This window comes from Mycoplasma sp. 5370 (assembly GCF_054343435.1).
In genome coordinates this window covers 1-23,227 of sequence record NZ_JBTGVF010000014.1, presented here as the reverse complement: position 1 = coordinate 23,227, position 23,227 = coordinate 1, and the positions used below count along the sequence as shown (strand labels likewise).

The window sequence follows — 23,227 nt, the reverse complement described above, 5'->3', positions numbered from 1 at the left end:
TAGATGAATTAAACAATAAAATTAACTAAGTATAGAAATTTAGTAAAAATTTAGGATTTATAGTTATTTTTTCATTAACTTTGATTTTAGAAATTTTGATATTTATTTTTATTTATAGTTTAATACAATATACAAGAAGAATCGTTATCTTCAATGAAATAATTTTTACTAAAAAGAAAATTTTTAGAAAAGAATTCATTTTTATTGATGAATATGAAAAATTACCACAGAAAAAGCAAAATCCAAATTATTTAATATTTTTTAAAATGGATTTAAAAACAGAAAATTTTTATAGAGATTTCATCAAACATTTATATAAACCAAAAACTATAAATGATTTTAAAGAAATTTTTAGTCAAATTGAAATTCAGTATAAATCAAGAAATGACAATTTTTATTTACCATTTATTGATGAAATTATTTATGATATACATTTTAAAAAAGATTTTCCAAATGTAAAAAAATTTCTAAAATGAGCTTCAAAACTAAAATAATTAAATATCTTGGATTTTCCCTAAGATATTTTTTATTTATGTGATAGAATAATTATGTATGGGGGTGTACTGGCTTCGACATATATAAGTAATATTAAAACTCAGTAGTGTAGTAGACTATAATTACTTCTAGGCTTTTCTAAATGGAAAAGAAAATAAAAAATCAGAAGTATCATTTAACATGTTAGCTTCTGCAAATTCAAATCTAATTTTTGCTTAATTAAAAATTAGTTAAAAAATAAGATTTTCCTTTGATTTTATTTTTTAAGTTTTTTTAAAGGATATTTAGATAGATTTAACTAAAATCTAAAGAAATTTATAGTTAAATAAATTAGATTCTTTTTGTTAGTTTTAGACTAATTTATTATAAAAACTAAATAAACTGTAAACTTTTAATAAAGCTTATGTGTGGACCCGGGTTCAACTCCCGGCATCTCCACCATTTTTTATTTTTTTATTTCAAGCATTTTTTCATATTTAATGCTTGTATCATAATAAAAAGCATTGTTGTCTTCAGGATTATTACTATCACTAACTCTATAATAAATTGTATTTGTTTTTGAATCATAACTTAAAAAATGATAGTATTGTTTTTTATAACCGCAAGATAGGCTGTTTTCTTTATCATAATGAGATTTTCAACTGAAAATTTCATTAAAAGTTTTTTTAATTTCTAATTCATTCATAACAAAATCATTATAACACTTAAAAAATAAAAAAATTAAAAAATGAACTTTAAAAAGAAAAAAATCCATTTTTTTGAAGTTTTTTAATTTAAAGTATAAAAAATAGGACTAAATCCTATTTATATTTATGAATTTTATATAGTTTTTACTAATTTTCCTTTAGATAAATCAATTCCATCTGTTTTATTTCTTTGAATATGATAAATTTCAATAGGAACATTACTATTAGTATGAATTCCCTTTTTTTGCTCTCTTATAAAATGAACAATATCTTTTTCTATATCTTCCAGAGAATGTCCTTGAGCAATTACTTCTTTTGTAGATTTTAAAATGGCTTTATATTGATACATATTTACCTCTTTCTTTAATATCTATACAATAAAATTATAAAACTTTTTACAGTAATTTTTAAAAATAAAATTTAAAATAACTATATAAATATAAAAAAATAGATTTTTTTAATTTTTATATAAAAAACCATAATAAAAATCAAAAAATTTATTATAATTTAAAATAAATTATTACATACATATTTAATTCAATAAAATAAGGAGATAAAATGGCTGGACATTCAAAATGAGCTAATATTAAACATAGAAAAGGTGCCCAAGATGCAATAAGAGGAAAAATTTTTGCTAAATTTTCGAAAGAAATAATGGTTGCTGCAGCTAAAGGTGGTGGAGATATAGATACAAATCCAGCTTTAAGATTAGTAGTTTCTAAAGCAAGAGCAAAATCAATGCCTAAAGCAAATATTGAAAAGGCAATAGCAAAAGCAACAGGAACTTCAAAAGAAGGGATTGATTTTAAAGAAGTTATTTATTCAGGAACTTTAGCAGGTGGTGTAACATTTTTGGTTATTTGTTTAACAGATAATATGAACCGTATTACAGCAAATATTCAAGCACTATTTAAAAAAGCAGGAGGGCAAGTTGGAAAACAAGGTTCTATCCCTTATGTTTTTGATCAAAAAGGTGTTTTAGAAATTGAAAAAAATCTTGCAAATGAAGAAGAATTGATGTTATTTTCTTTAGAAAATGGAGCAGAAGACTTTAAATCAGAAAATGAATATTATGAAATTTATTGTGAACCATCAAAATTTTTAAGTTTAAAAACAGCATTGGATAAACAATACAATTTTGAATATAAAACTGCAGAAGTAACTTATATCCCAAATCAAGAGGTTCAATTAGATGAAGAAAAAACAAAAAAATTATTAGAACATATTGAAAAATTTGAAGACGATGATGACATCCAAGAAGTATTTCATAATATGGATTTATCTGTTCTTTCTGAAGAAGAGTAAAAAATGAAATCAATATCTAGTAAAAAATCAAGAAAGCAATATAGAATTGAGTTAATTTCTGTAATTTATTCTTATGAGTTACAAGATCTTGTAATTGAAAGTAATCGAATTTTTGAGAGTAAAGATTTAAATAAGCAACAAATACAAACATTAGAATTAATAGAAAAACAGTATTTTTTCCATAAAAAAATTATTAGTTCATTTTTTAAAGAAAATGTATTATGAAATAATGTAAAACCTTTAATTAGAGCAATTTTATTGATGGGTGCTTTTGAATTAATGTATTTGGATAAAAGAATAGTAATTAATGAATTCGTAGAAATAACAAAGGATTTTACTTTAGAAGAAGATACAGATTATAAATTTGTGAATGCTATTTTAGATAAAGTAAGTAAAGAATATGAAAAACAATTTAAAATTGAAAAAAATTAATTCTTTAATTAAAAAAAATAATTATGAAAAAGAATATAAATACATTTTTAGTAATAAAAAAATGTATTTTTTAATTACAAAGTTAGCTTTAATATTTAATTTAAAAATTGATATAAAAGAGATTTATGAACAAGAAATTTCATTGATTAAAAAGTTTAATTCAGAATCTTTTATATGGATATCACAACAAATACTTAATACAGATGAAGTTTTAAGTAAAATAGATAATAAAAAAATTTCTACTTATTTGTCTAATTTCCTTTATTTTCGCGTAAAAATGAATCATAATAATATTTTTGAGTTTGAAAAAGAAAGTAGAAAAAAATTTAATTTTTTTGCAAATGAATTAATGGAGTCGACTTGCAATTTTAACTATTATATAACTAAAATTTTAGAGGTAGCAAAATAAAAATGTCTAAATTAACTCTTTTACAACTTTTAGAACAAAAAAATCTTAAAAACGCTGAAACTCTTATTAGGATGGGTAAAGTCAAAGTTAATGGTGAAATTATTTTTATTCCAAGTACTAAAATTTCTTTTGAAAAAGATAAAGTAGAAGTTTTTGAAGAAAAAAAAGAATGAGTTTCTAGAGGGGCTTATAAATTGCTAGAAGCTATTAAACTTTTTAATTTAAATTTTCAAGATAAAACAGTTTTAGATATTGGTTCTTCAACTGGTGGATTTACAGAAGTTAGTTTAAAACATGGTGCAAAAAAAGTTTATTCATTGGATTCTGGAACAAACCAACTTGACTACTCATTAAGAACGAATACAAAGGTAATTCCTTTAGAAAAGACAAATTTAAAGTCAATTTCATTTGAACTTTTTAAAGAAAAAATGGATATCATAGTTTGTGATGTTTCTTTTATAAGTTTAAAAGAAGTGTTTAAGGTAATAAAAGAAATCGTGACATTAAATACAGATATTATGTTATTGATAAAACCACAATTTGAAGCAAGTAGTAAATATGTGGAAAAAGGTGGTTATGTTGACGAAAAGTATCATCAATTTTTAATAAATAGAGTTGTTGAATACGGAAAAGATAATGGTTTTGAACTTATAAAAATTTTCAAATCGCCAATTTTAGGCAATAAATCTAAAAATATAGAATATATAACTTTATTTAAAAGGAGTCAATATGAATAACTACAAAAAATTATTTCCTATGTTATCAAAAATAACATATTTTGATAATGCAGCTTTAGCTCAAAAACCTTTATCAGTAATAGAAGCGGGTGTAGATTTTTATTCAAATTACTCAATAAGTACTAGAACATCAGATTCAAAAATAGGAATCCAGGTTTTAAAAAAAGTGGAAACTGTTAGAAAAAAAATTGCCAAACTTATAGATGCTAAAAAAGATGAAATTATTTTTACATCAGGAACAACTGAATCGATTAATGTATTTGCATTAATGTCTAAACAACTTTTAAAAGCAAATGATGAAATCCTTTTATCATTTTATAATCATTCTTCTAATATAGTTCCTTGAATCGAAATAGCTAAAGAGTTAAATTTAAAAGTAAAATATTCAAAAAACCTTTTAGAAGATATTAATAAAAATACTAAAATTATTTGCTATTCTCAAGTTACAAATAACATAAACCAAAATTTTAATTCTACTGAAATTTATAAAAAAGCAAAAGAAGTAAAAGCAATAGTGTTCAATGATGCTGCTCAAGCAATTGCTCATGACAAAGTTTCTTTTAAAAATTCAGATATAGTAGTTTTTAGTGCAAATAAAATGTATGGACCTACAGGTTTAGGAGTTTTAGCAATAAAAAGTAAAATTTTAAATAAAATTAACCCTGTTATTTTTGGTGGTGGAGCAGTTGAAAAAATAGATAAATCTAATAATTGAACTCGAAAAAGCGGAATTAGTGCTTTTGAACCAGGAACTATGAATTTAGCGGCAATTTGACAATTAGATAAAGCAATTGATTTAATTAACGAAGTTTCAATTGAAAAAATTCATAATTTAAATTTAGAAGTAGCTAATTATTTATATGACCAATTATCAACAATTGAAGGTATAAATATATCATCTAAAAGGGGTGATTTTATAACTTTATTTAACATAAAACAATATGCACCACAAGATATAGCTTCTTATTTAGGTCATAAAGATATATATGTTAGAAGCGGAAATTTTTGTTCAAAACTTCTTTCTGAAGTAGAAAATGAAAATAATTATGTAAGAATTTCTGTAGCTTTTTATAATGATAAAACAGATGTAGATAAATTAGTACAAGCACTAAAAGAAGGAGGAGACTTTTTAAGTTTTATATAAAATGGACGCAAATCAAAAAAGAAAATTAATAATGGATCATTACTCTAATGCAAAAAATAAAGTTGCAGAATTACCAAACTGAAATAATAATTATTTACATAGTTCTAATTGTGTTGATGAAATTTGATTAGCACTTAATTTACAAGAAAATACAGTAATAGATGCTAAATTTAAAGGTATAGGCTGTGCAGTTTTTTTATCTTCAGCAGATATTTTTCTTGACATTATAAAAAACAAAACAATTATAGAAATTAAAGAAATCATCGAAATTTATAAAAGTTTAATAAATCAAAAGAAAAATGTTGATAATTTAGAAAAAATAGGAAATTTAGTGGCGTTTAATGATGTTAAAACTCACTTAAATAGGCTAGAATGTGCTTCAATGATTTATAAAGTAGTGCTAGATAATATTGAATCATGAGTAAATAAAGGAAAATAAACAAAAGAAAGAAACTTAATTTAACTTCTTTCTTTTTATATTGAAAAAATTTGGTAAAATTTAATATATAAAATTTAAAAAATAAAAAAGCACTATAATGAATTCATTTGGGTGTGCTTGAGAAAAGTGCCAAATGTTCGAAATTATAGGAAGAATAACAAATAAAAAGAGGAAAAAATGTCAGAAAAAAAAGAAATGCATCACAATGCAAAAGAAACACATTCTCAATCAAATGAAAGAGAAATTGTTTCAAAACAAAAATTATTAGAAGCTGGAACTTATTTTGGTCACAAAGCTTCACAATGAAATCCTAAAATGAAACCATACATTCATACAAAAAAATTAGGAACACATATTATTGATATCTTAAAAACTCAAAGAGCTTTAGAATTTGCTTACAAATTAGTTTATAAAGCAGCACAAAAAGGAGCTTCATTTATTTTTGTTGGAACAAAAAGACAAGCTAAAAAAGCAGTTGAAGAGCAAGCTTTAAGAACAAATTCAATTTATGTTTCTGAAAGATGATTAGGTGGAACTATTACAAATAATAGAACTATTTTTTCAAGAGTTAGACAAATGGAAGACTTAGAAAAATTAGCAGAAACTAACTTTGAAGGTTACACTAAAAAAGAAGGAGTTTTAAAAACTAAAGAACTTCAAAAATTACACAAAAATCTTCAAGGGATTAGGGAGATGAAAAGACTTCCAGATGTAATGATTATTGCTGATCCTAAAAATGATTTAATTGCTATTAAAGAAGCAAAAAGAAAAGGAATTAAAGTTATTGGTATTTTAGATACAGACGCAGATCCAGAATGAGTAGATTTTGGAATTCCTGCAAACGACGATTCTGTAAAATCAATTACATTAATTTTAACAATTTTAGCAGATGCTATTGTTGCTGCTAAAAATGGAAAACAATTATTTGCATATCAAGAAGATGAAAAAGTTATTTTACCTGAAGATCCAGAAAAAGAAAAAAGAGAATTTCAAAGAAGAAATAACTTCAAAGAAAATGCAAATAAAGTAGAAAAAGTTGAAAAGGAGTAAATAATGGAAAAAGTTAATACAATGGCTCTTATAAAAGAGTTAAGAGAAAGAACAGATGCTCCTATGGTGGATTGTAAAAAAGCTTTAGAAGCTTCAAGTTGAAGTGTTGAAAAAGCAATTTTATGATTACAAGAAAACGGAAAAGCTAAAGCAGCTAAAAAAGCAGGAAGAATTGCTGCAGAAGGTTTAGTATCAGTAGCAACAAATGGAAAAGCTGCTGTAGTTTTTGAAGTAAATTCAGAAACAGACTTTGTTGCACAAAATAAGCAATTTATTGATTTAGTTAATAAAATAGGTCAAGTGCTTTTAAAAGGGGATTTTTCTTCTAATGAAGAAGCAACTCATTTAAAAGATGAAAACGGAAAAACAATTGAAGAGTTATGTGTTGATGCAACTGCAACAATTGGTGAAAAAATTGCTTTTAGAAGAGCTAAAAAATTATCTGCATCTGAATCACAAAGAATTGGTTCATACATTCATACAAACGGAAGAGTTGCATCATTAGTTTTAATTAACGGAGAAAATGAAGAAGCTGCTAAAAATGTTTCAATGCACGTTGCTGCTATGAATCCAGAGTATGCTCTTGTTTCACAAGTTCCAAGTTCTGAAGTTGATAAATTAACTAAAGAATTTACTTTAGAAATTGAAAATGATCCAAAAAATTCTAAAAAACCAGAGAACATTAAACAAATGATGATTAATGGTAAAGTTGAAAAAGAACTTGCTAAAATTGTTTTAGAATTACAAGAATTTGTAATGGACAGCAGTTTTAAAGTTAAATCATATTTAGATTCTAAAAAATCTTCTTTACTAGAAATAGTTCGTTTTGAAGTTGGGGAAGGTATTGAAAAACAAGAAACTGATTTTGCTGCTGAAGTAGCTGCACAAGTAGCTGAAGCAACAAAAAAATAATATTTTAAAAAATTAGGACAAAAATATTTCCTAATTTTTTATTAATAAATTTAAAAAAAGGATTTTATAAATAAAATGGAAATTGACAAAAGAATAAAAAAAGTGTTATACACAAGAGAACATCTTGAAAAAACAATAAAGGAATTAGCTAACTGAGTTAATGAAACATATAAAGAGTCCAAGGATTTAGTTATTATAGGTTTACTAAAAGGTTCATTACCTTTTCTTGCTCAATTAATTAAAGATATAAAAGTTGATCATATTATTGATTTTATGACTTTATCTTCATATGCAGGTGGGCAACAATCAACTGGATCTGTAAAAATAATTATGGATTTAGCTCATGATATTGTTGGGAAAGATGTTCTAATTACAGAAGATATCATTGATTCAGGGATAACAATTGAAAAAGTTGTGGAATTATTAAAAGCTAAAAAACCAAAAAGTTTAAGAGTTTTAACTTTATTGAATAAACCAAGCGGAAGACAAACAAATTATAATCCAGATAAATTTGGTATTGAAGTTCCTAATGAATTTTTAGTTGGTTTTGGGTTGGATGTAAAGGAAAAAATGAGAAATTTACCATATATTGGAGTTTTTGATGAAAAAAGTTTTGATGATATGTAAATATTCTTATATAATTAAATAATATGAAAAAAATAGTAATTGTTGAGTCACCAAATAAAATTAAAACAATTCAAAAATATTTAGGAACCGATTATCAAGTTATGGCTTGTAATGGGCATATTTTTGAAATGAAAACAAGCGGTATTTACGGTTTAGGGATCGATTTTGAAAATTGAGAACCCATTTATAAAGAAGATATAAAGAAAAAAACTATTATTAAAGAATTGAAAAAAGCTGCAAAAGAATCTGATGAAGTTTTAATCGCAACTGACCCGGATCGTGAAGGAGAAGCGATTGGATATAATTTAGTTGAAGCATTGAATATTGAAAATAAATATCAAAGAATTAAATATAATGAAATCACAGAAGAAGCTATAAAAAACGCTATTAATAAACCTTTAATGATTGATCAAAATTTAATTAATTCACAAAAATCAAGAAGAATGCTCGATAGAATAATTGGTTTTAGATTATCCAACTTATTAACAAGAAAAATTCAAAATGCAAGAACAAACCCTTCAGCAGGAAGAGTTCAATCCATTGCACTTAAATTAGTTGTAGATCGTGAAGAAGAAATCAAAAAATTTATTCCAACTAAATACCACACAATAAAAGCAACATCAGATAATAATTTAGAGTTTAGTTTCTTTTATAAGGACAAGAAAGAATTTGAAAATTCTGAATGAATTAGTAATTTTAATATTAATAAAATAATGTCAGAATTAAAAGGTGATTTAGTTGTTAAAAATATAAAAATAACAAGAAAAGCAGATGCTAAAATTACACCTTTAAAACAATCTACTTTGTTTAAAAAAGCAGGTATGTCTTCTAAGTTAGTAACAAAAGTTTTACAAGAACTTTATGAAGGTATTGATGAAAGTGGTGGATTAATTTCTTATCCAAGAACAGATTCAACTAGATTAAGTCAAACATTTATAAATAACGCTAAAAGTTATGTAGAGAAAAAATACGGAAAAAACTATGTTTCTAATACTGTAAAAGGGATTTCTGGAGATCAAGATGCCCACGAAGCCATTAGACCTACAGATTGAACATTAACACCTGATATGGCTAAAGTTAAATTTAATTTAAATGATTCACAATATAAAATTTATAATTTAATTTATAACATTTCTTTACAAGCTGTTATGGAAACACCTATTAGAGAAATCGTTCGTTATGAATTCGAAAATAACGGACACTGATTTAAATTAAGTTCTTCCAAAGTAGTTTTTGATGGATATTTTTCTTTAATAGGTCGTGATAAAGATGATTTTATCCCTGATTTTAAGAAAGGTGAAATTGTAAAAGTTAACGAATACATTCCTTCTGAAAATCAAACAAACCCACCAAGCAGATATAATGAAGGTTCTTTAATTGAAGCTATGGATGAAATTAAAGTAGGAAGACCATCCACCTTTTCATCAACAGTTTCTGTTTTAAAAGATAGATTTTATGTTGAATCTAAAAATAATGCATTAATACCTACGGATTTTGGTTATGCTGCTTTAGAAGTTTTAAAAGATTCAGTTCCTAAAATTATTCAAGAAAAATACACTTCTTCTATTGAAGAAGAATTAAATGAAATTGCAGAAGGTAAAGAAGATTACAAATCTTTTATGAATACTTTCTGAAATGATTTTCAAGAAAAAATGGCTGATTCAGAACAAAATAATAAAAAAGTGCAAATTCCACTGGAATATACAGGGGAAAATTGTCCTGAGAATGAAGCACCTTTAATTTATCGTTATAATAAGAAAAACGGTCAAAGATTTATTGGATGTTCTTCATTTCCTGAATGTAAATTTATGAAACCTGATCCAGACGCTAAAAAGGTTTTTAGACGTAAAAAATAAACAAAAACACAGAATTTTTCTGTGTTTTATATTTTTGTTTTTTGAAATTTATATTTATGTTTAGTAATTTGACTAAATAAACTCTTATAAAATGCTTCGTTTATTATAACTCCAAAATATAACAAGTATGAAATATATAAACAAAATGTAGAAAGATATAAAAAAGTAGCTAATGTTCCAAACTTATCATAATTAATAAATTTTGCTGATGCTAGAAAACCAAAAATAATTGAAAATAAAGTTGAAGATAATGCACTAATAAAAGTTCCTGGCAAAATTTGTTTAAAGCTAATTTTAAATACAGGGCTTATTTTTAAAGTAATTAATCATGTAATATAAAAAAACATAAATAAAAATATAATTGAAATTAAATAAAAAGACAAATCATATAATCAAATTTCTTCAATTTTACTTTTTAATGAAATAAAAATTAAAGAAGAAACACTTAAAAATAAAGATAAAATTGTTGAAATTATTATTACAATTAATATTCCTTTTAAACGATTTAAAAAGATATTTCCCGTATTTTTGTGATTATAAATAACAGATTGACTAGATATAAATTTTGCATAACCTGATGACGCAATTCAAAGCGATGAAATTAATAATAAAATAAAAGTAGTTGTTTCTCAAGTTGTGCTTGAAAAAATATTAAGTGTTTTTGGAATTGAATTATTAATTCCTGGAATATAACGATTTAAAATTTGTTCTAATAAAAAATCTTTGAGATTTTCTAAATTATTTGAAAATCAACCAAAATTAATAGAAGAAATAATTGAAAAACTAATAATAAGAATAGGTATAAAGGAAACAAAAAGATAAAAAGCAAATCCAGGTGGTAAAAAAGCAAATTCCACAGAAGCTAACTTATTAATACTTCTAGACACTAGAGTTTTAACTTCATCTTTTCTAGTTTTTCAAGTTTTAGGTCTTATAGATATTTTTAATATTATTAAAATAAAGAAATTTAAAAGTCTTTTTATCAAAAATTTATTTTTCTTTTTTATTAATTTGTCTTTAAATCAATTATTGTTTTTCATTGCTAAATTATACTATTTAGTCTTATAAATTTATGAAAAATTGCTCTTTTTTCCTAAATTAGTTTTTTTTATTATTTTTTATTAAAAAAAAGAAAATTTAAATGGAGGGAAAAATGAATAATATATTAATTTATTTTGCAATAAAATACTCAGGAAATTTTATGGAAATTTATAATGCTTTAAAAACATTAGAAAAAGTACCAGAAGAAGAACTGGAAAAAATAGATGATTTGGTCAAAAGTAAAGAAATAAAAGCAATTACTATAATGGATGAAGAATATCCTGAATCTTTTAAAATATTAACAAATCCACCTTTTGTTATATTTTATGAAGGAAATATAGAACTTTTAAAAAGAGAATGAAAAATGACTTTAACAGGTGATTTTCATAATGAAAAAATAGATGAATTTCTTAATCAATCATTACCAGAGGTTATAAAAAGACATACATTAGTAACTTGTTATTATAAAAACTTAGACATGAAAATCAATGATTTTTATAAACTAAAACAAGGTGAAACTATTTATATTTCAGCAAATGGGTTAAATAATCCTTATTTTGCCAACAAAGTGGATTTGGATGAAAAGACTTTAATTATTTCTGAATATCCAAATAATGTCAATATTTCAAAAAATAAATTGAGAAACAGAAATAGACTGGTTGCAGCATTGAGTGATGCACTTATAATTTATTCTTCAAAAACTAAAAGTGGAATAATGAATTTGGTTAGCAATTTTCTTAATGTCGGAAAAGAAGTTTACTGTTTTCCTGGTGACTTTAGCGAAGAAGATGGAAACTCTAGTTTAATAAAACAAGGTGCTAATTTAATAACTTCTGTAAAGGATGTCTATGAATTTAAGGAGAAAGAATGTTAAAGTTATTTGCTAGCGATAGTGGTGAAGTAATAATTAACGAAATTGCTGAAAAAACAAGTTCAATTGGTTATATTGTTTTATCTGCATTTGCAGGACTTGTAGGTTTTTTATTGATGATTGCAGCGATTTATACTGGTATAAAAATCGTTTATTCTATTGGTGAAAAAAGAAAAGCTAATATTGTACATTTTTTTATAATTTTAGTTATTTTTGTAGTTATAATCATAATTTTCGCTATTGGTGTAAATTTTGCAGTTGATATAAGTAAAAAAGCAGCTTCTGGAATATCATAATGCTAGATATAGTTGATAGAATTTTTTATTCTATTTTTTCATTTTTTTGGTTTGTTTTCATAACAATACCTTTTAAATTTTTATCTGTAATTACACAAGTTTTTAATTTTTTAAGCACGCCTTTAATTAATCTTTTATTTTTTGGCAAAGCTGCAGAGCAATTAAAGTATAGTGAGATTAAAATACCTATTGTTTTTAGTGCTTTTTTGATAATTAACAGCATTGTATTTATAGGAATTTTTATATCTGTTATTATTAAATTGTCATTCTCAAAGAAAAACGATAAAAATGTGAAAATTCTTAATCTTTTTAAGAATATAATACCTTCAATTTTATTAGTTTTTCTTATTCCACTTTTAAGTTTTATTGTTATTAATATATTTAATAGTATATTTAATATTTTGATTATAAGTTTTAATAGTAAAACTAATATAGCTAACAATATATTTTTAGCACTAAAACCAGAAGATATACAGGAAAGCATTTGAACAAAATTGACAAATAATAATTCTTATTCAGTTATTGATTTTGAAACTTATAAAAATCTTTCTGTTTCATCTTCACAATTGCTATTTTTTCCTGCAATAGTAGGTATTTCGTTAATAATTATTTTTATAAAAAGTGGTATAAATTTAGCTAATAAAACATTTCAATATTTCTTTTTATTTTTAATTTCTCCGTTTATCTTTTCAACAATTTTAATGGATGAAGGTAAGAAATTTTTATATTGAAAAAGAAGTTTCTTTTCAAAACTTATTTCTATTTTTGTTTATTTAGTGATTCTGAATATTTTTTCTTTTTATGCTATTTCTATAAATTCATGAATAACTGAAGTTAATAGTTTAAATTATTTTAGCAAAATGTTTATTTTAACTATTTTGTTAATAGGAGGTGCTATTTCTTGTAATAAGTTTTTAAAATATATTTCAATTTTAACAAATCAAGAATATAAAATAAAAGAAAATATAAAGGAAACTAATAGTGTTTTAAAAGAAATCAAAAATTTTATAAAAAATAAAGAAATAATTAAAAGTCAAAATGCAAATCTTAAAAATAATAAAACAGAGTTAACTAAATTTATTTCCATTGAAGAACTAAATTCAAAAAAAATATCTCTACAATTAGATGATATACATTTGAATAAAACATATAACGATATAACCACTAATTTGAAAGGAAAAAATGCTTCAACCTAAAAGTATCAAAAAAAATAAAATATTGATAGCAAGAAATTTTTATTTATCTGATTTAATATTTCTTTTTTCTGAAATTATAATTTCTTTTTTTATAGGTTGATATTCTGTTCCAGATATTTTAAAATATAAAAAAATAATTTCAATTTCTATTATTTTTGTTTTATCATTGCTTTTTGCTTCTTTATTAATTTATATTCCATCACATAATGCAAGAATTTGAGTTATTCTATGAAGAATTATAATGTTTTGGACAGAAAATAAGAATTTTAGTAAAAGTTCTAAAAAAACAAACACAAATTTTTTTGTAAATTTAGATGATATAAATGATGATGGTCAAATTAAACTTAAAAATTTAATAGAAAATAAATATAAGTTTATATCAGTCATAAAATTTGATGGTTTGAATATTTGAACAAGAAACACTGAAGAAAAGAAATATTTTTTAGATCAGTTTGTTAGTTTTTTTAACACAAGAGAAGAAAAAATTTCTTTTTTAAAAGCAAGAAAAAATATAAATTTTTCTATAAATATTGATGAAGAAAAAGATTTTAAATTTGTAAATCAAGAAGTAAATTCATATATTGATAATTGTAAAGAAGATATAAAAAACCTTCAGAATTTTGAATTTGAAGATGAATATTTTCTTATTATATTTTCTTCAAAAAAAGAAAGTATAAATGAAGAATTAAAATATATTAAAGACTTTTTTGATAAACAAGAAATATCTAATAATACACTAAATAAAGAAAATGTTATAAAATTTTTATTTTCTTTTTTTAATCCTTTTGAAAATCTTTTAAATGATTTTTATGAAATTAATAGTAAAGAAAAATTAATTGATTTGTTAAAACCTAAAAAATTAGTTTTTAAGAAAAATCATTTTTCTGTTAACTCTTTTCAAGGTAAAATTAGCACCATTAATGATTTAGCATTAAATTTAAATGTAGGATGAGCTGAAACATTTTTCAATTCTAATAATTCTTGAATTATTTGACATTTATCACCTATAGCTTCCGAAGATTATGAAAAAATAATAAACGCTGCTAATAATAAAGTGCTTACCAGTATGGCATTTAATAAAAAATCTCAATATAGAAGCAAAAAAGAGTTAAAAAATATTGAAGCACTTGATGAATTATCTTATCTTTTAAATGTGGAAAATTATAAGTTATTTAAGACATCAATGCTTTTTTTAAATATTAATAAAAATTTAAGTGAATTAAAAAATGATGTAAATTTAGTTTTAAATAATTCAATAAAAAAGGAGAAATCAATAATGAATAAATTAAATTTTAGACAAATAGATGCATATAAAACCTTTTCTTTTTTAAATAATGATCAATTAAAAGAAAATATAGAAATGGTTTCAAGAAATATTGCTTATGCTTGACCGTTTACATTTGAAAAAAATATTGATAAAAATTCGTTTCTACTTGGAAAAAATAAAAAGCAATCTATAATTTGAGATATTTGAAAAAGAAATTTTAATCATACAAATTCAAATTGTATTTTTTTCGGTACTTCTGGTAGTGGTAAAACTACTACAATAAAAAAGATTATTTTAGATAATTATCTCAAAAATAATAGTTCAGTTATAATAATTGATCCACAAAGAGAATATCAAAATTTTAAAAATATGTTTCCCATTAGTTGACTTGATTTAGGTACAGGAAAAACAACTATAAATCCTTTACAAATGTTTGTTATAGATTATAAAAATATAGAAAGATCTATAACAAATCAAATAGTATTTTTTATAAATTGAATTAAAATATTATATCCAAATTTAACAGAAGAAAAAGAATACATACTTATAAAAGCGTTAAAAGGAATTTATAATAATTTAAATTTAAAAGATGATATAGTGAATTTCCCTATAATTAGTGATTTAATAATTAAAGTTAAGGAAATAAATTTTGATAAAAATTATAAAGAAATATATGAAAAAGAAAGGATAAAATTGCTAGAATGATTAAAAATTAATTTTGAAAATAGTGGAATTTATTCATCTAATTATAATGGTAAAACTAATTTGGATTTAAATTCAGATTTTATTATTATAGATGTAAAGACATTTACAGAAAATTCTACAAAAGAAAATTCCAATGCTTTTTTCTTTATGATTTTAAATTTAATTCAAACAAAAATAAACGATAATTTTTATAAAAATAAAAGAAAAAGTTTAGTTATTTTTGATGAAGTTCATAAATTTTTAGACCACAAAAACTTGCAAACATTAGACTTTATTTTTGATACTGCTAAAACCATAAGAAAATTTAAAGGTTCACTTATTTTATCTACACAAAATCCATCTGACTTTTCATTAAATGAAAATATGAGAAATAAAACTAATGGAATCTTAAAAAATATTCAATATAAATTCTTATTCAATTTACCTGGTGACGATATAAAAATAATTAATTCTTTATTTAATCCTTTTTCAAAAAATGAAAATTTTAATTTAATAAATGAATTTGATACTAACTTCTTATTAAATGCAAGAAAAGGAGAATCTTTACTTGTATCTTCTTTGAAAAAGAAAGTATATTTTAGAGTTTATTATAACGAAATAGAGAAAAATATGCTAATTAATATGGAGAATAATGAAAATTAATAATTTTTTATTAACAACTGTTCCGTTTATACCTTTTATGATGTCATCAATGGAATTGAATGAACAAAACATTAGGGATAATTCAAAAACTAATCATAATTTTAATGAAAGATTTGTAACTGAATTTGAGTTTTCACCTAATTTAAGAGATTTATTAACTTATAGTGAATGAATAAGATCTTTCAATGAAATAAATTCAAATAAAAAACCATTTACTGTTTTTTATGATAGTTATAATTGAAATAGAAAATATGCTCAACATGAATACACAAATAAAAAAGGTGGTTTTGGATTATGAAGTTGAGTAAATTACTTAAATCCCAAATGATATGGAGCTAATATAAATATAGCTTTTGGTTTAGAAGGGTGAACATATCAAAATTTTAATTTTCAAAGAACGGAATTTATAGGATCTAAATTAGCTCCAAATGGTTTAAATCATGATGATGGTTCTTTTGCAATTCACAATTCTTATATTAGATATAATATTTTAAATAATCAACATAAACAGTTATATTTTTACTTTGGATTAGATAAGCAAAATGAAAATTTTCCTGATTTACAATTTTCTACAAGTGGTTCTAATGGTTTGAATATCAGTAAGTATGTTTTTGGCAAGTTAAATGAAAAAGTTGACGAATATAAAGAACGTTTTTCAACAAATAATAAAGAAATAAAAAGCTTTTTTATGGATAATTTAAAAGTAGAATTACAATTTTATTTAACCAATGGACAATTTAATGGCAATAATATAGATAATATTCATGTTAGATTAACAAATTTTAAAGTTAAATTATCTTTTAATTTTCACATTAATTATGATTTATTGAATGTAGACCATTATGAAACTTTAAAAAGTTTAAATATTATAAAAAATAGATTTTTTTCTAATTTTTTAACTAATAATTACTTAGAAATTAATACAGATACAGGTGCATCTAATGGTCTTTATACAGAAAAAAGAAGTAGTTCATTAAAAACAAATATTGAGTATTTAGAAGAAAAAATTAGAAAATTTAAAAGTAGTTATAATGATGTAAAGTTTGCAAACGATATCAATCTTCAATATAGAACAGTTAGAAAATCAAATATAGAAACTATCAATTTTTCTTTAAGATATAGAAATAAAATCACAAATTCAGAAAATATATTGAATTTAACTGAAAATACAACAATAAAATATAAAGAAACTGAAATTTTTAGAAGTCAACTTATGAAAGATAGACTAGTTATAGTTCCTGGTAAATATTTAGATATAACTAATTATAATTCATTAGAGTTGATAAATGATTCAAGAACTAGAAAAGCAAATGATAAAAATATAACTGAAACTTATGGTGGTCATTGAGTTTATAATACTCCAGTTAAAATAAATTTTAAAACCTTACCACAAGAAAATGAAATTCTTTACATTAACGATAGAAAGATAGATGTAATAAACAGAGATTTCTTCTATGACTTAAATTTTAACTACAAAGAATCTACAAATGCGGTCTATAAAATAGATTTGGTGAAATATGATAAAAGTGATATAAATAAAGAAAATAAAAATGAAATCTTCAGATGAACCGCTATTATTGAAATAGAAAATAACAATTTAGATTTAAAATTAAGGTGATTTGCTTGAGATCCAGCAAATAATAAAAATCAAAGAGATTTAATAGAACCTTTTTTAAAGGATTCAAACAATAATTTTATTTTAAATAACGATGGCTCAAAAAAGAAAAACCCATTTTATGACCCATTAATAGATAAAGAAACCGGAACTAAAAAACAGTTAGTTTGAGTTGATTATTCCAATAATTCAAATTTATTGCCTTATGAAACAATTTTTCTTCAAGATCCTATTGACAGTTTAGGAAAAATAAGAAATAAAAATTTTGAAAAAATAGGTTTTATTGCTGAAGCTGTTGTAATAGAAAAAGGGGTAAATTTAAAGGTAAATGATTCAACATCATCAAATAAAAGATTTAAAATTGACAATCAAAATAATGAATTTAATTTGATTGATGATAATGAAAATAACCATAATGGAACAACGATAAAAATAAGCGAAAATGAAAATAATTATTTTTCAAGTTCTGGAATTTGATTGTTTACATCAAAATTGCCAAAAGGATTAACAAATTATAAAATAGCACTAATTGGCAATAAAAAAAGTAATAACAATTTCACTTCAATTTTTGTAAATTCCAAGATTTCAAACTTTTTTGATACATTATATGGAAAACATTTATCTATTTATTTAAAAAATAAATATAAATTTAATGAAGAAACTATAAAAAATATAAATTATGAAAAAATAATAAAGTACTGACAAGAATATGTGAGCAGTTCCATAAATGGTTATTTTCAAAATACAATTTTAGAAAATACCATTGAAATAAATCCTTTAATTAACGAGGAAGGAATTAAACTTCAAGCTAAGTCAATAAATGAAAAAGACTTTGAAAGCAACAAAAATTTTTTTAATGAAAACATTTTGGATTTTGAAAACAAAGATAAAACCATATGAAAAATTGAACAATTAAAAACTAATAAAAATATTATTAAAATAAGTTTTGATATAAAAGAAGAAGTTTCCAATTCTGATTTTGTTATAAATAATAAATATTTTTACATTCCTGTTTCTTGAAGAACTGATTATTTACAAGAAATTGAGCATTTAAATAGTGCTGATAAAACTGAAATTATACCTTCTATAGATAAAGAATATATATCTAAAAATTTTTCTTTAGAACAGGAGTTAAATGCTAATTCTGAATGGTTCAATTTTGAAAATAAAGACAAAGTGAGTTATTTTATTGAAAAACTGGATGACAAATTAATTTTTAATTTTGAAGTTATTCACCATTTTCAAGAGCAATATTTTATAAAAAAAGAAAACTCCAGTATCGTTTATAAAATAAAAAGTAACACTAATTTTAAATTAGTTAAAAAGATGTTTAATAATTTTTCATCCAATAGTATTAATTTAGGAAATGAAACAAATAGTGAAAAAATTTTAGAAAAAATTAAAAATTTTTTAGCAGAAAATATCTCAAATAATTTTAATTATAATGAAGATTATTTCATTGAAAACGAAACTGAAAAAGTAGAAGAAATAATTAATTTAGCAAATAGAAATAAAGAAGATTTTATATATTTAAAAATAAAATCTAATCATAGTGATGAAAATAAAATAATAACTATATTCAATTTTGAAAATAAAACAAGAAAAATAAAGGAAATTTTGGATTTAAGCACTATAAAAATGGAAGATTTGATACTAAAATCTATTGATGAAATTGAGATTAAAAATAAAATAATTTCTTACATAAATACTTATTTTATTAATAATAATATTTCTTTTCCTAATGAATTAGAAATTGAATATTTTGATGAAAAAATTTTATCTTTAATTGCTCATAGAAACAAATTCATTTTTTTCAAAATAAAAGGAAAATATGACAATATAGTTAATTTTTCGACACTCAAAGTAAAAATAGAAAATATAGAAAATCAAAAATTAATTGATTTGAGTAATTATAAAATTCCTGAATTAAAGACTGAATTAGGAAATTATTTTGAGTTAAAAAATAAAATAATTAATTATATTAAAGATTATTTTAATGAATTTTTGTTTAATTATGAAAGTGATTATTTTATTTTAGATATAGAAAATAAAGAAAAAATAGAGAAATTGGTATCAAAAAGCGGTAGTAATATTTTGAATTTTGAAATAATTCCCAATTTAAATAATAAAGAAAACAAATTGGTTGGTAAAACAAGATTTTATGTCATAAATTTTTTGTCAAAAGAAAAGTTTAAAAACATAAAAGAAACTTTTAACAAAGAACAGAAAAATAATAAATCAAAAAAATTTAACTTTCTTTGATTAATACCTATTTTTGCTTTTTTAACCACTTCATCCACGTTAATAGGTATTAAATTTTATAAAAAATTCTTTAAATATAGAAAATAATTTGATATAACCATTATTTTTTTATATCATAATATGTTTCTTTATTTGGTATAATTAAATTCAAATTATACAAAGAAAGGAAAATTATGAAAATAAAAGATTTATTTAAAAATAAAGATACTATTTATTTAAATAAAGAATTTAGTTCTAAAAAAGAAGTTTTAAATTTCTTTTCTAAAGAACTTTATTCTAAAAAATACAGTGATAATCAAGAAACTGTTTTTAATTTATTTTTAAAAAGAGAAGAACAAGATTCAACTGGTATAGGTGACTATATTGCAGTTCCACATATGAGTGATGATTGTATTAAGGAATCAACTTTATTATTTGCAAGAGTTAATAATTTAGATTGAAATTCCATAGATGGAAAACCTGTTAAATACATTTTTGCTATGGCTTTTTCTAATCAACAAAGAGAAAATTCTCATTTAGATATAATGTCAAAATTAGCAAAATTTTTAACCAAACCTGATTTTATTGAATCTTTAGAAAGAATTCAAACAGTAGATGATTTTATGTTATTAATTGAAAAATATGAGCAAGAAAATGATAAAAATACAAATAATAACAATTTAAATCAAACATATGATATAGTTGCTGTAACCGCTTGTCCAACAGGAATTGCTCATACTTATTTAGCCGAGCAAAAATTAATTGAACAGGCTAAAAAAATGAATCTTTCAATAAAGGTAGAAACACAAGGTGCAGATGGAATAAAAAATCCTTTATCAAGTGCTGAAATCGAAAAAGCAAAAGGTGTAATTTTAGCTGTTGATAGAGAAATAGAAAAAGAAAAATTTGCCAACTGTTCTAATGTTATTGAAATTTCAACTCAAAAGGCAATACATAAACCAGAAGAACAAATTCAAAAAATTTTAGATAATAAAGGAACCAAAATTAAATCTGTTTCTTCTGGAAATAAAACTGAAAACGTAGAAGGGGAATTAAGTTTTAGTGGTTTTGCTAAAAAAATGCATCGTTCCCTATTAACTGGTATTTCATATATGTTACCTTTTATAGTTTTTGGTGGAATTATTTTAGCTATTGGATTCATTATCGATTTAATAGTAGGTAAAGCATTAGGTGTTGATATTCAATCTAACGGATTTTTAGCATCATTTGGATTTAATAACGGTGTTGCTAATCTATTTTTCAAAATAGGTAAAGTATCACTTGGATTAGCGGTTCCTGTGCTTACAGCTTATATTTCTTTTGCTTTAGTAGGAAGACAAGGGTTATTACCTGGTTTTGTGATCGGGACAATAGCAAGTGGAGGATTATCAGATACATATTCATTCTTGTTACCATCAATTACTAACTCAGGAGTAAATAATGCTGATAAATTTTTAGGAACTGGGTCAGGTTTTGTTGGTGGAATACTTGGAGCATTTTTTGTAGGTGCAATGATAATTGTATTTTCTAAATATGTTTTTGGAAAACTTCCAAAACATTTACAAGGAATTAAAAATATTTTATTTATTCCTTTATTTGGAACAATTGTTATAGCTTTAGCATTTTGAGTTGTTAACATAGTATTAATTTATGTAAATTTAGGTTTAGTATTATTTTTACAATTAATGCAAAATAAACCTTATTTAGCATGATTACTAGGACTAATTCTTGGTTCAATGATGGCAATTGACTTAGGTGGACCAATTAATAAAGCTGCATACATTTTTGGTACATTAACAATTGTAAATGGTCAATCTTCAGTTTCTATGGCTGCAGTAATGGCGGCTGGTATGGTTCCTCCTTTAGGAATTTCATTATCAATGTTTATTAGTAAAAAATTATGAACTAAAGAAGAAATTGAAGCTGGAAGAATTTCTAACATAATTTTTGGTTTATCATTCATTTCAGAAGGAGCAATTCCTTATACTTCACAAAGACCAAAAATATTAGTACCTGCTAACATTGTGGGTGGAGCAGTTGCTGGTATAGTTTCTGCACTTCTTGGTGTTAATATTGTTGCACCACATGGTGGAATGTTTGTTGTCTTTTTAGCAAGAACACATCTATTTAATAGTTTTGGATTGCAAATTGGTTTAGGTATTGTATTTTGAATTTTAGCTATTTTACTTGGATCTTTTGCATCAGCATTAACAATAATTTTAATGCACAAATTTGCAAATAAAAAACAAGCTAAATAATATGAGTAAAAATATTTATACTTTAACACTTTCTCCATCAAAAGATTTGGTTATTGAAAACGCAACTTTTAATTTAAAAGAAGTAAATAGATATATTGATTCACACATTTTCCCAGGCGGAAAAGGAATAAATGCTTCAATTATTTTGAAAAGACACGATATCGATAATACAGCAATAAGTTTTTTTGATGCAGATACTTATAAAGAATTTAAAGAAATTTTTAATACTGAAAATATTAAATTAATAAATATAGATCACCCTAAAAAAACAAGACTAAATATAAAATTTTACGGAAAAAATACAGATTTTGAACTAAATGGACCTAAAACTAATTTGTCTTATGATTTAGTTGGAAAACTCAAAAAAGAATTAAATAAAATAACCAAAAATGATCTTCTTTTAATCATGGGACATAGCAATGAATTTATAACAGAAGAAATTATTGAAATTATTTATCAAAAAGGAATTAATTTTGTTTTAGACATTGATACAGAAAAAATGCAAACATATATTAAATACAATCCTTTTTTAATTAAACCTAATAAGGACGAGTTAGAAAGAAATTTCAATACAAAAATTTCTTCAGAAAAAGAATTAATAGAAATAATGAAAAAAATTCAAAACAATGGATGTCAAAATGTTATGGTTTCATTGGATAAAAATGGTTCATATTTATTAACTAAAGAAAAAGAAATTTATAAAGCATCAGTAATTGAGAAAATAAATGTTGTTTCCGCCACAGGAGCGGGAGACACAGTTATTTCTATGTTTGTTTCAAACTATTTTTTAAACTTAGAGAATGCTGAAAATTCTTTTCGTATAGCTAATGCAGCAGCAATGGGGACTGTTGCTTCTCAATGATTAGGAAATAAAAAATTAACAGAAAAATTTTTAAATAACGTAAAAATTGAGAAATTATCTTATTAAACACCATTTAAATTATGGTGCCTTAAATGAAATATAAAGTGCACCAGTGTTTTTATAACCTATTTGTATTTTATA

Annotated in this window: 21 protein-coding genes and 1 other RNA gene; 19 read left to right on the top strand and 3 right to left on the bottom strand. The window is 22.9% G+C overall.

Going from position 1 to position 23,227, the window contains the following annotated elements:
* Positions 1-80 precede the first annotated feature (80 nt).
* Entirely contained in the window at positions 81-494 is a 414-nt protein-coding gene (locus ACXX88_RS02685; protein ID WP_458559510.1) for a hypothetical protein, read from the top strand.
* A 60-nt stretch (positions 495-554) separates the two neighbouring features.
* Positions 555-936: a transfer-messenger RNA gene (gene ssrA, locus ACXX88_RS02680) on the top strand.
* 4 nt (positions 937-940) lie between these two features.
* Here the strand turns inward: ssrA and ACXX88_RS02675 are convergent.
* Both ACXX88_RS02675 and ACXX88_RS02670 read right to left on the bottom strand, forming a co-directional pair.
* Positions 941-1,180, bottom strand: coding sequence for a hypothetical protein (locus ACXX88_RS02675; RefSeq protein ID WP_458559509.1), 240 nt, complete (start codon positions 1,178-1,180; stop codon positions 941-943).
* A 134-nt stretch (positions 1,181-1,314) separates the two neighbouring features.
* Entirely contained in the window at positions 1,315-1,530 is a 216-nt protein-coding gene (locus tag ACXX88_RS02670; protein WP_458559508.1) for an MAG6790 family protein, read from the bottom strand.
* A 209-nt stretch (positions 1,531-1,739) separates the two neighbouring features.
* Between ACXX88_RS02670 and ACXX88_RS02665 the strand changes: the two genes are divergently transcribed.
* The 10 genes from ACXX88_RS02665 to topA all read left to right on the top strand — a co-directional run bounded on the left by ACXX88_RS02665 (position 1,740) and on the right by topA (position 10,092).
* Positions 1,740-2,486: a YebC/PmpR family DNA-binding transcriptional regulator gene (locus tag ACXX88_RS02665; protein ID WP_458559507.1), complete on the top strand. Its 747-nt coding sequence runs from the start codon at positions 1,740-1,742 to the stop codon at positions 2,484-2,486.
* A 3-nt stretch (positions 2,487-2,489) separates the two neighbouring features.
* Positions 2,490-2,918 (top strand): transcription antitermination factor NusB, encoded by a 429-nt coding sequence (locus ACXX88_RS02660; RefSeq protein ID WP_436359113.1) that lies wholly within the window; start codon positions 2,490-2,492, stop codon positions 2,916-2,918.
* Positions 2,887-3,327: a hypothetical protein gene (locus tag ACXX88_RS02655; protein ID WP_436359115.1), complete on the top strand. Its 441-nt coding sequence runs from the start codon at positions 2,887-2,889 to the stop codon at positions 3,325-3,327. Before ACXX88_RS02660 ends, ACXX88_RS02655 begins: the two co-directional genes overlap by 32 nt.
* 2 nt (positions 3,328-3,329) lie before the next feature.
* The gene (locus ACXX88_RS02650) at positions 3,330-4,064 is read left to right on the top strand and encodes a TlyA family RNA methyltransferase (RefSeq protein ID WP_436359116.1); all 735 of its coding nucleotides are present in this window, start codon (positions 3,330-3,332) and stop codon (positions 4,062-4,064) included.
* The gene (locus ACXX88_RS02645) at positions 4,057-5,208 is read left to right on the top strand and encodes an aminotransferase class V-fold PLP-dependent enzyme (RefSeq protein ID WP_436359117.1); all 1,152 of its coding nucleotides are present in this window, start codon (positions 4,057-4,059) and stop codon (positions 5,206-5,208) included. The genes ACXX88_RS02650 and ACXX88_RS02645 overlap by 8 nt, the downstream gene beginning before the upstream one ends.
* Position 5,209: 1 nt before the next feature.
* The gene (locus ACXX88_RS02640) at positions 5,210-5,647 is read left to right on the top strand and encodes an iron-sulfur cluster assembly scaffold protein (protein WP_436359118.1); all 438 of its coding nucleotides are present in this window, start codon (positions 5,210-5,212) and stop codon (positions 5,645-5,647) included.
* Positions 5,648-5,824: 177 nt separating this feature from the next.
* Positions 5,825-6,697, top strand: coding sequence for a 30S ribosomal protein S2 (gene rpsB, locus ACXX88_RS02635; RefSeq protein WP_436359119.1), 873 nt, complete (start codon positions 5,825-5,827; stop codon positions 6,695-6,697).
* 3 nt (positions 6,698-6,700) lie between these two features.
* Positions 6,701-7,609, top strand: a complete 909-nt coding sequence (gene tsf, locus ACXX88_RS02630; protein ID WP_458557557.1) for a translation elongation factor Ts — start codon at positions 6,701-6,703, stop codon at positions 7,607-7,609.
* Positions 7,610-7,684: 75 nt separating this feature from the next.
* Complete coding sequence (gene hpt / locus ACXX88_RS02625; protein ID WP_436359121.1) at positions 7,685-8,236, top strand: hypoxanthine phosphoribosyltransferase; 552 nt, start codon at positions 7,685-7,687, stop codon at positions 8,234-8,236.
* A 23-nt stretch (positions 8,237-8,259) separates the two neighbouring features.
* A complete protein-coding gene (topA, locus tag ACXX88_RS02620) occupies positions 8,260-10,092 on the top strand; it encodes a type I DNA topoisomerase (protein ID WP_436359122.1) in 1,833 nt (610 codons plus the stop codon).
* 26 nt (positions 10,093-10,118) lie between these two features.
* Here the strand turns inward: topA and ACXX88_RS02615 are convergent, their stop codons facing one another.
* Complete coding sequence (locus tag ACXX88_RS02615; RefSeq protein WP_436359123.1) at positions 10,119-11,132, bottom strand: YhjD/YihY/BrkB family envelope integrity protein; 1,014 nt, start codon at positions 11,130-11,132, stop codon at positions 10,119-10,121.
* 113 nt (positions 11,133-11,245) lie between these two features.
* Here ACXX88_RS02615 and ACXX88_RS02610 point away from each other — a divergent pair, with 113 nt between their 5' ends.
* The 7 genes from ACXX88_RS02610 (at position 11,246) to ACXX88_RS02580 (ending at position 23,152) form a co-directional block, all read left to right on the top strand.
* A complete protein-coding gene (locus ACXX88_RS02610) occupies positions 11,246-12,007 on the top strand; it encodes a DNA-processing protein DprA (RefSeq protein ID WP_436359124.1) in 762 nt (253 codons plus the stop codon).
* Positions 12,001-12,300, top strand: coding sequence for an Mbov_0395 family pilin-like conjugal transfer protein (locus ACXX88_RS02605; protein ID WP_436359125.1), 300 nt, complete (start codon positions 12,001-12,003; stop codon positions 12,298-12,300). The genes ACXX88_RS02610 and ACXX88_RS02605 overlap by 7 nt, the downstream gene beginning before the upstream one ends.
* The gene (locus ACXX88_RS02600) at positions 12,300-13,496 is read left to right on the top strand and encodes an Mbov_0396 family ICE element transmembrane protein (RefSeq protein ID WP_436359126.1); all 1,197 of its coding nucleotides are present in this window, start codon (positions 12,300-12,302) and stop codon (positions 13,494-13,496) included. Before ACXX88_RS02605 ends, ACXX88_RS02600 begins: the two co-directional genes overlap by 1 nt.
* Positions 13,483-16,110, top strand: coding sequence for an Mbov_0397 family ICE element conjugal transfer ATPase (locus ACXX88_RS02595; protein ID WP_458559506.1), 2,628 nt, complete (start codon positions 13,483-13,485; stop codon positions 16,108-16,110). The genes ACXX88_RS02600 and ACXX88_RS02595 overlap by 14 nt, the downstream gene beginning before the upstream one ends.
* On the top strand, positions 16,100-20,074 hold the full coding sequence (locus ACXX88_RS02590) for an Mbov_0399 family ICE element protein (protein WP_458559505.1): 3,975 nt from the start codon (positions 16,100-16,102) through the stop codon (positions 20,072-20,074). The genes ACXX88_RS02595 and ACXX88_RS02590 overlap by 11 nt, the downstream gene beginning before the upstream one ends.
* A gap of 86 nt (positions 20,075-20,160) precedes the next feature.
* Entirely contained in the window at positions 20,161-22,224 is a 2,064-nt protein-coding gene (locus ACXX88_RS02585; protein WP_436359130.1) for a PTS fructose transporter subunit IIABC, read from the top strand.
* 1 nt (position 22,225) lies between these two features.
* Complete coding sequence (locus tag ACXX88_RS02580) at positions 22,226-23,152, top strand: PfkB family carbohydrate kinase (RefSeq protein ID WP_436359132.1); 927 nt, start codon at positions 22,226-22,228, stop codon at positions 23,150-23,152.
* Positions 23,153-23,227 lie beyond the last annotated feature (75 nt).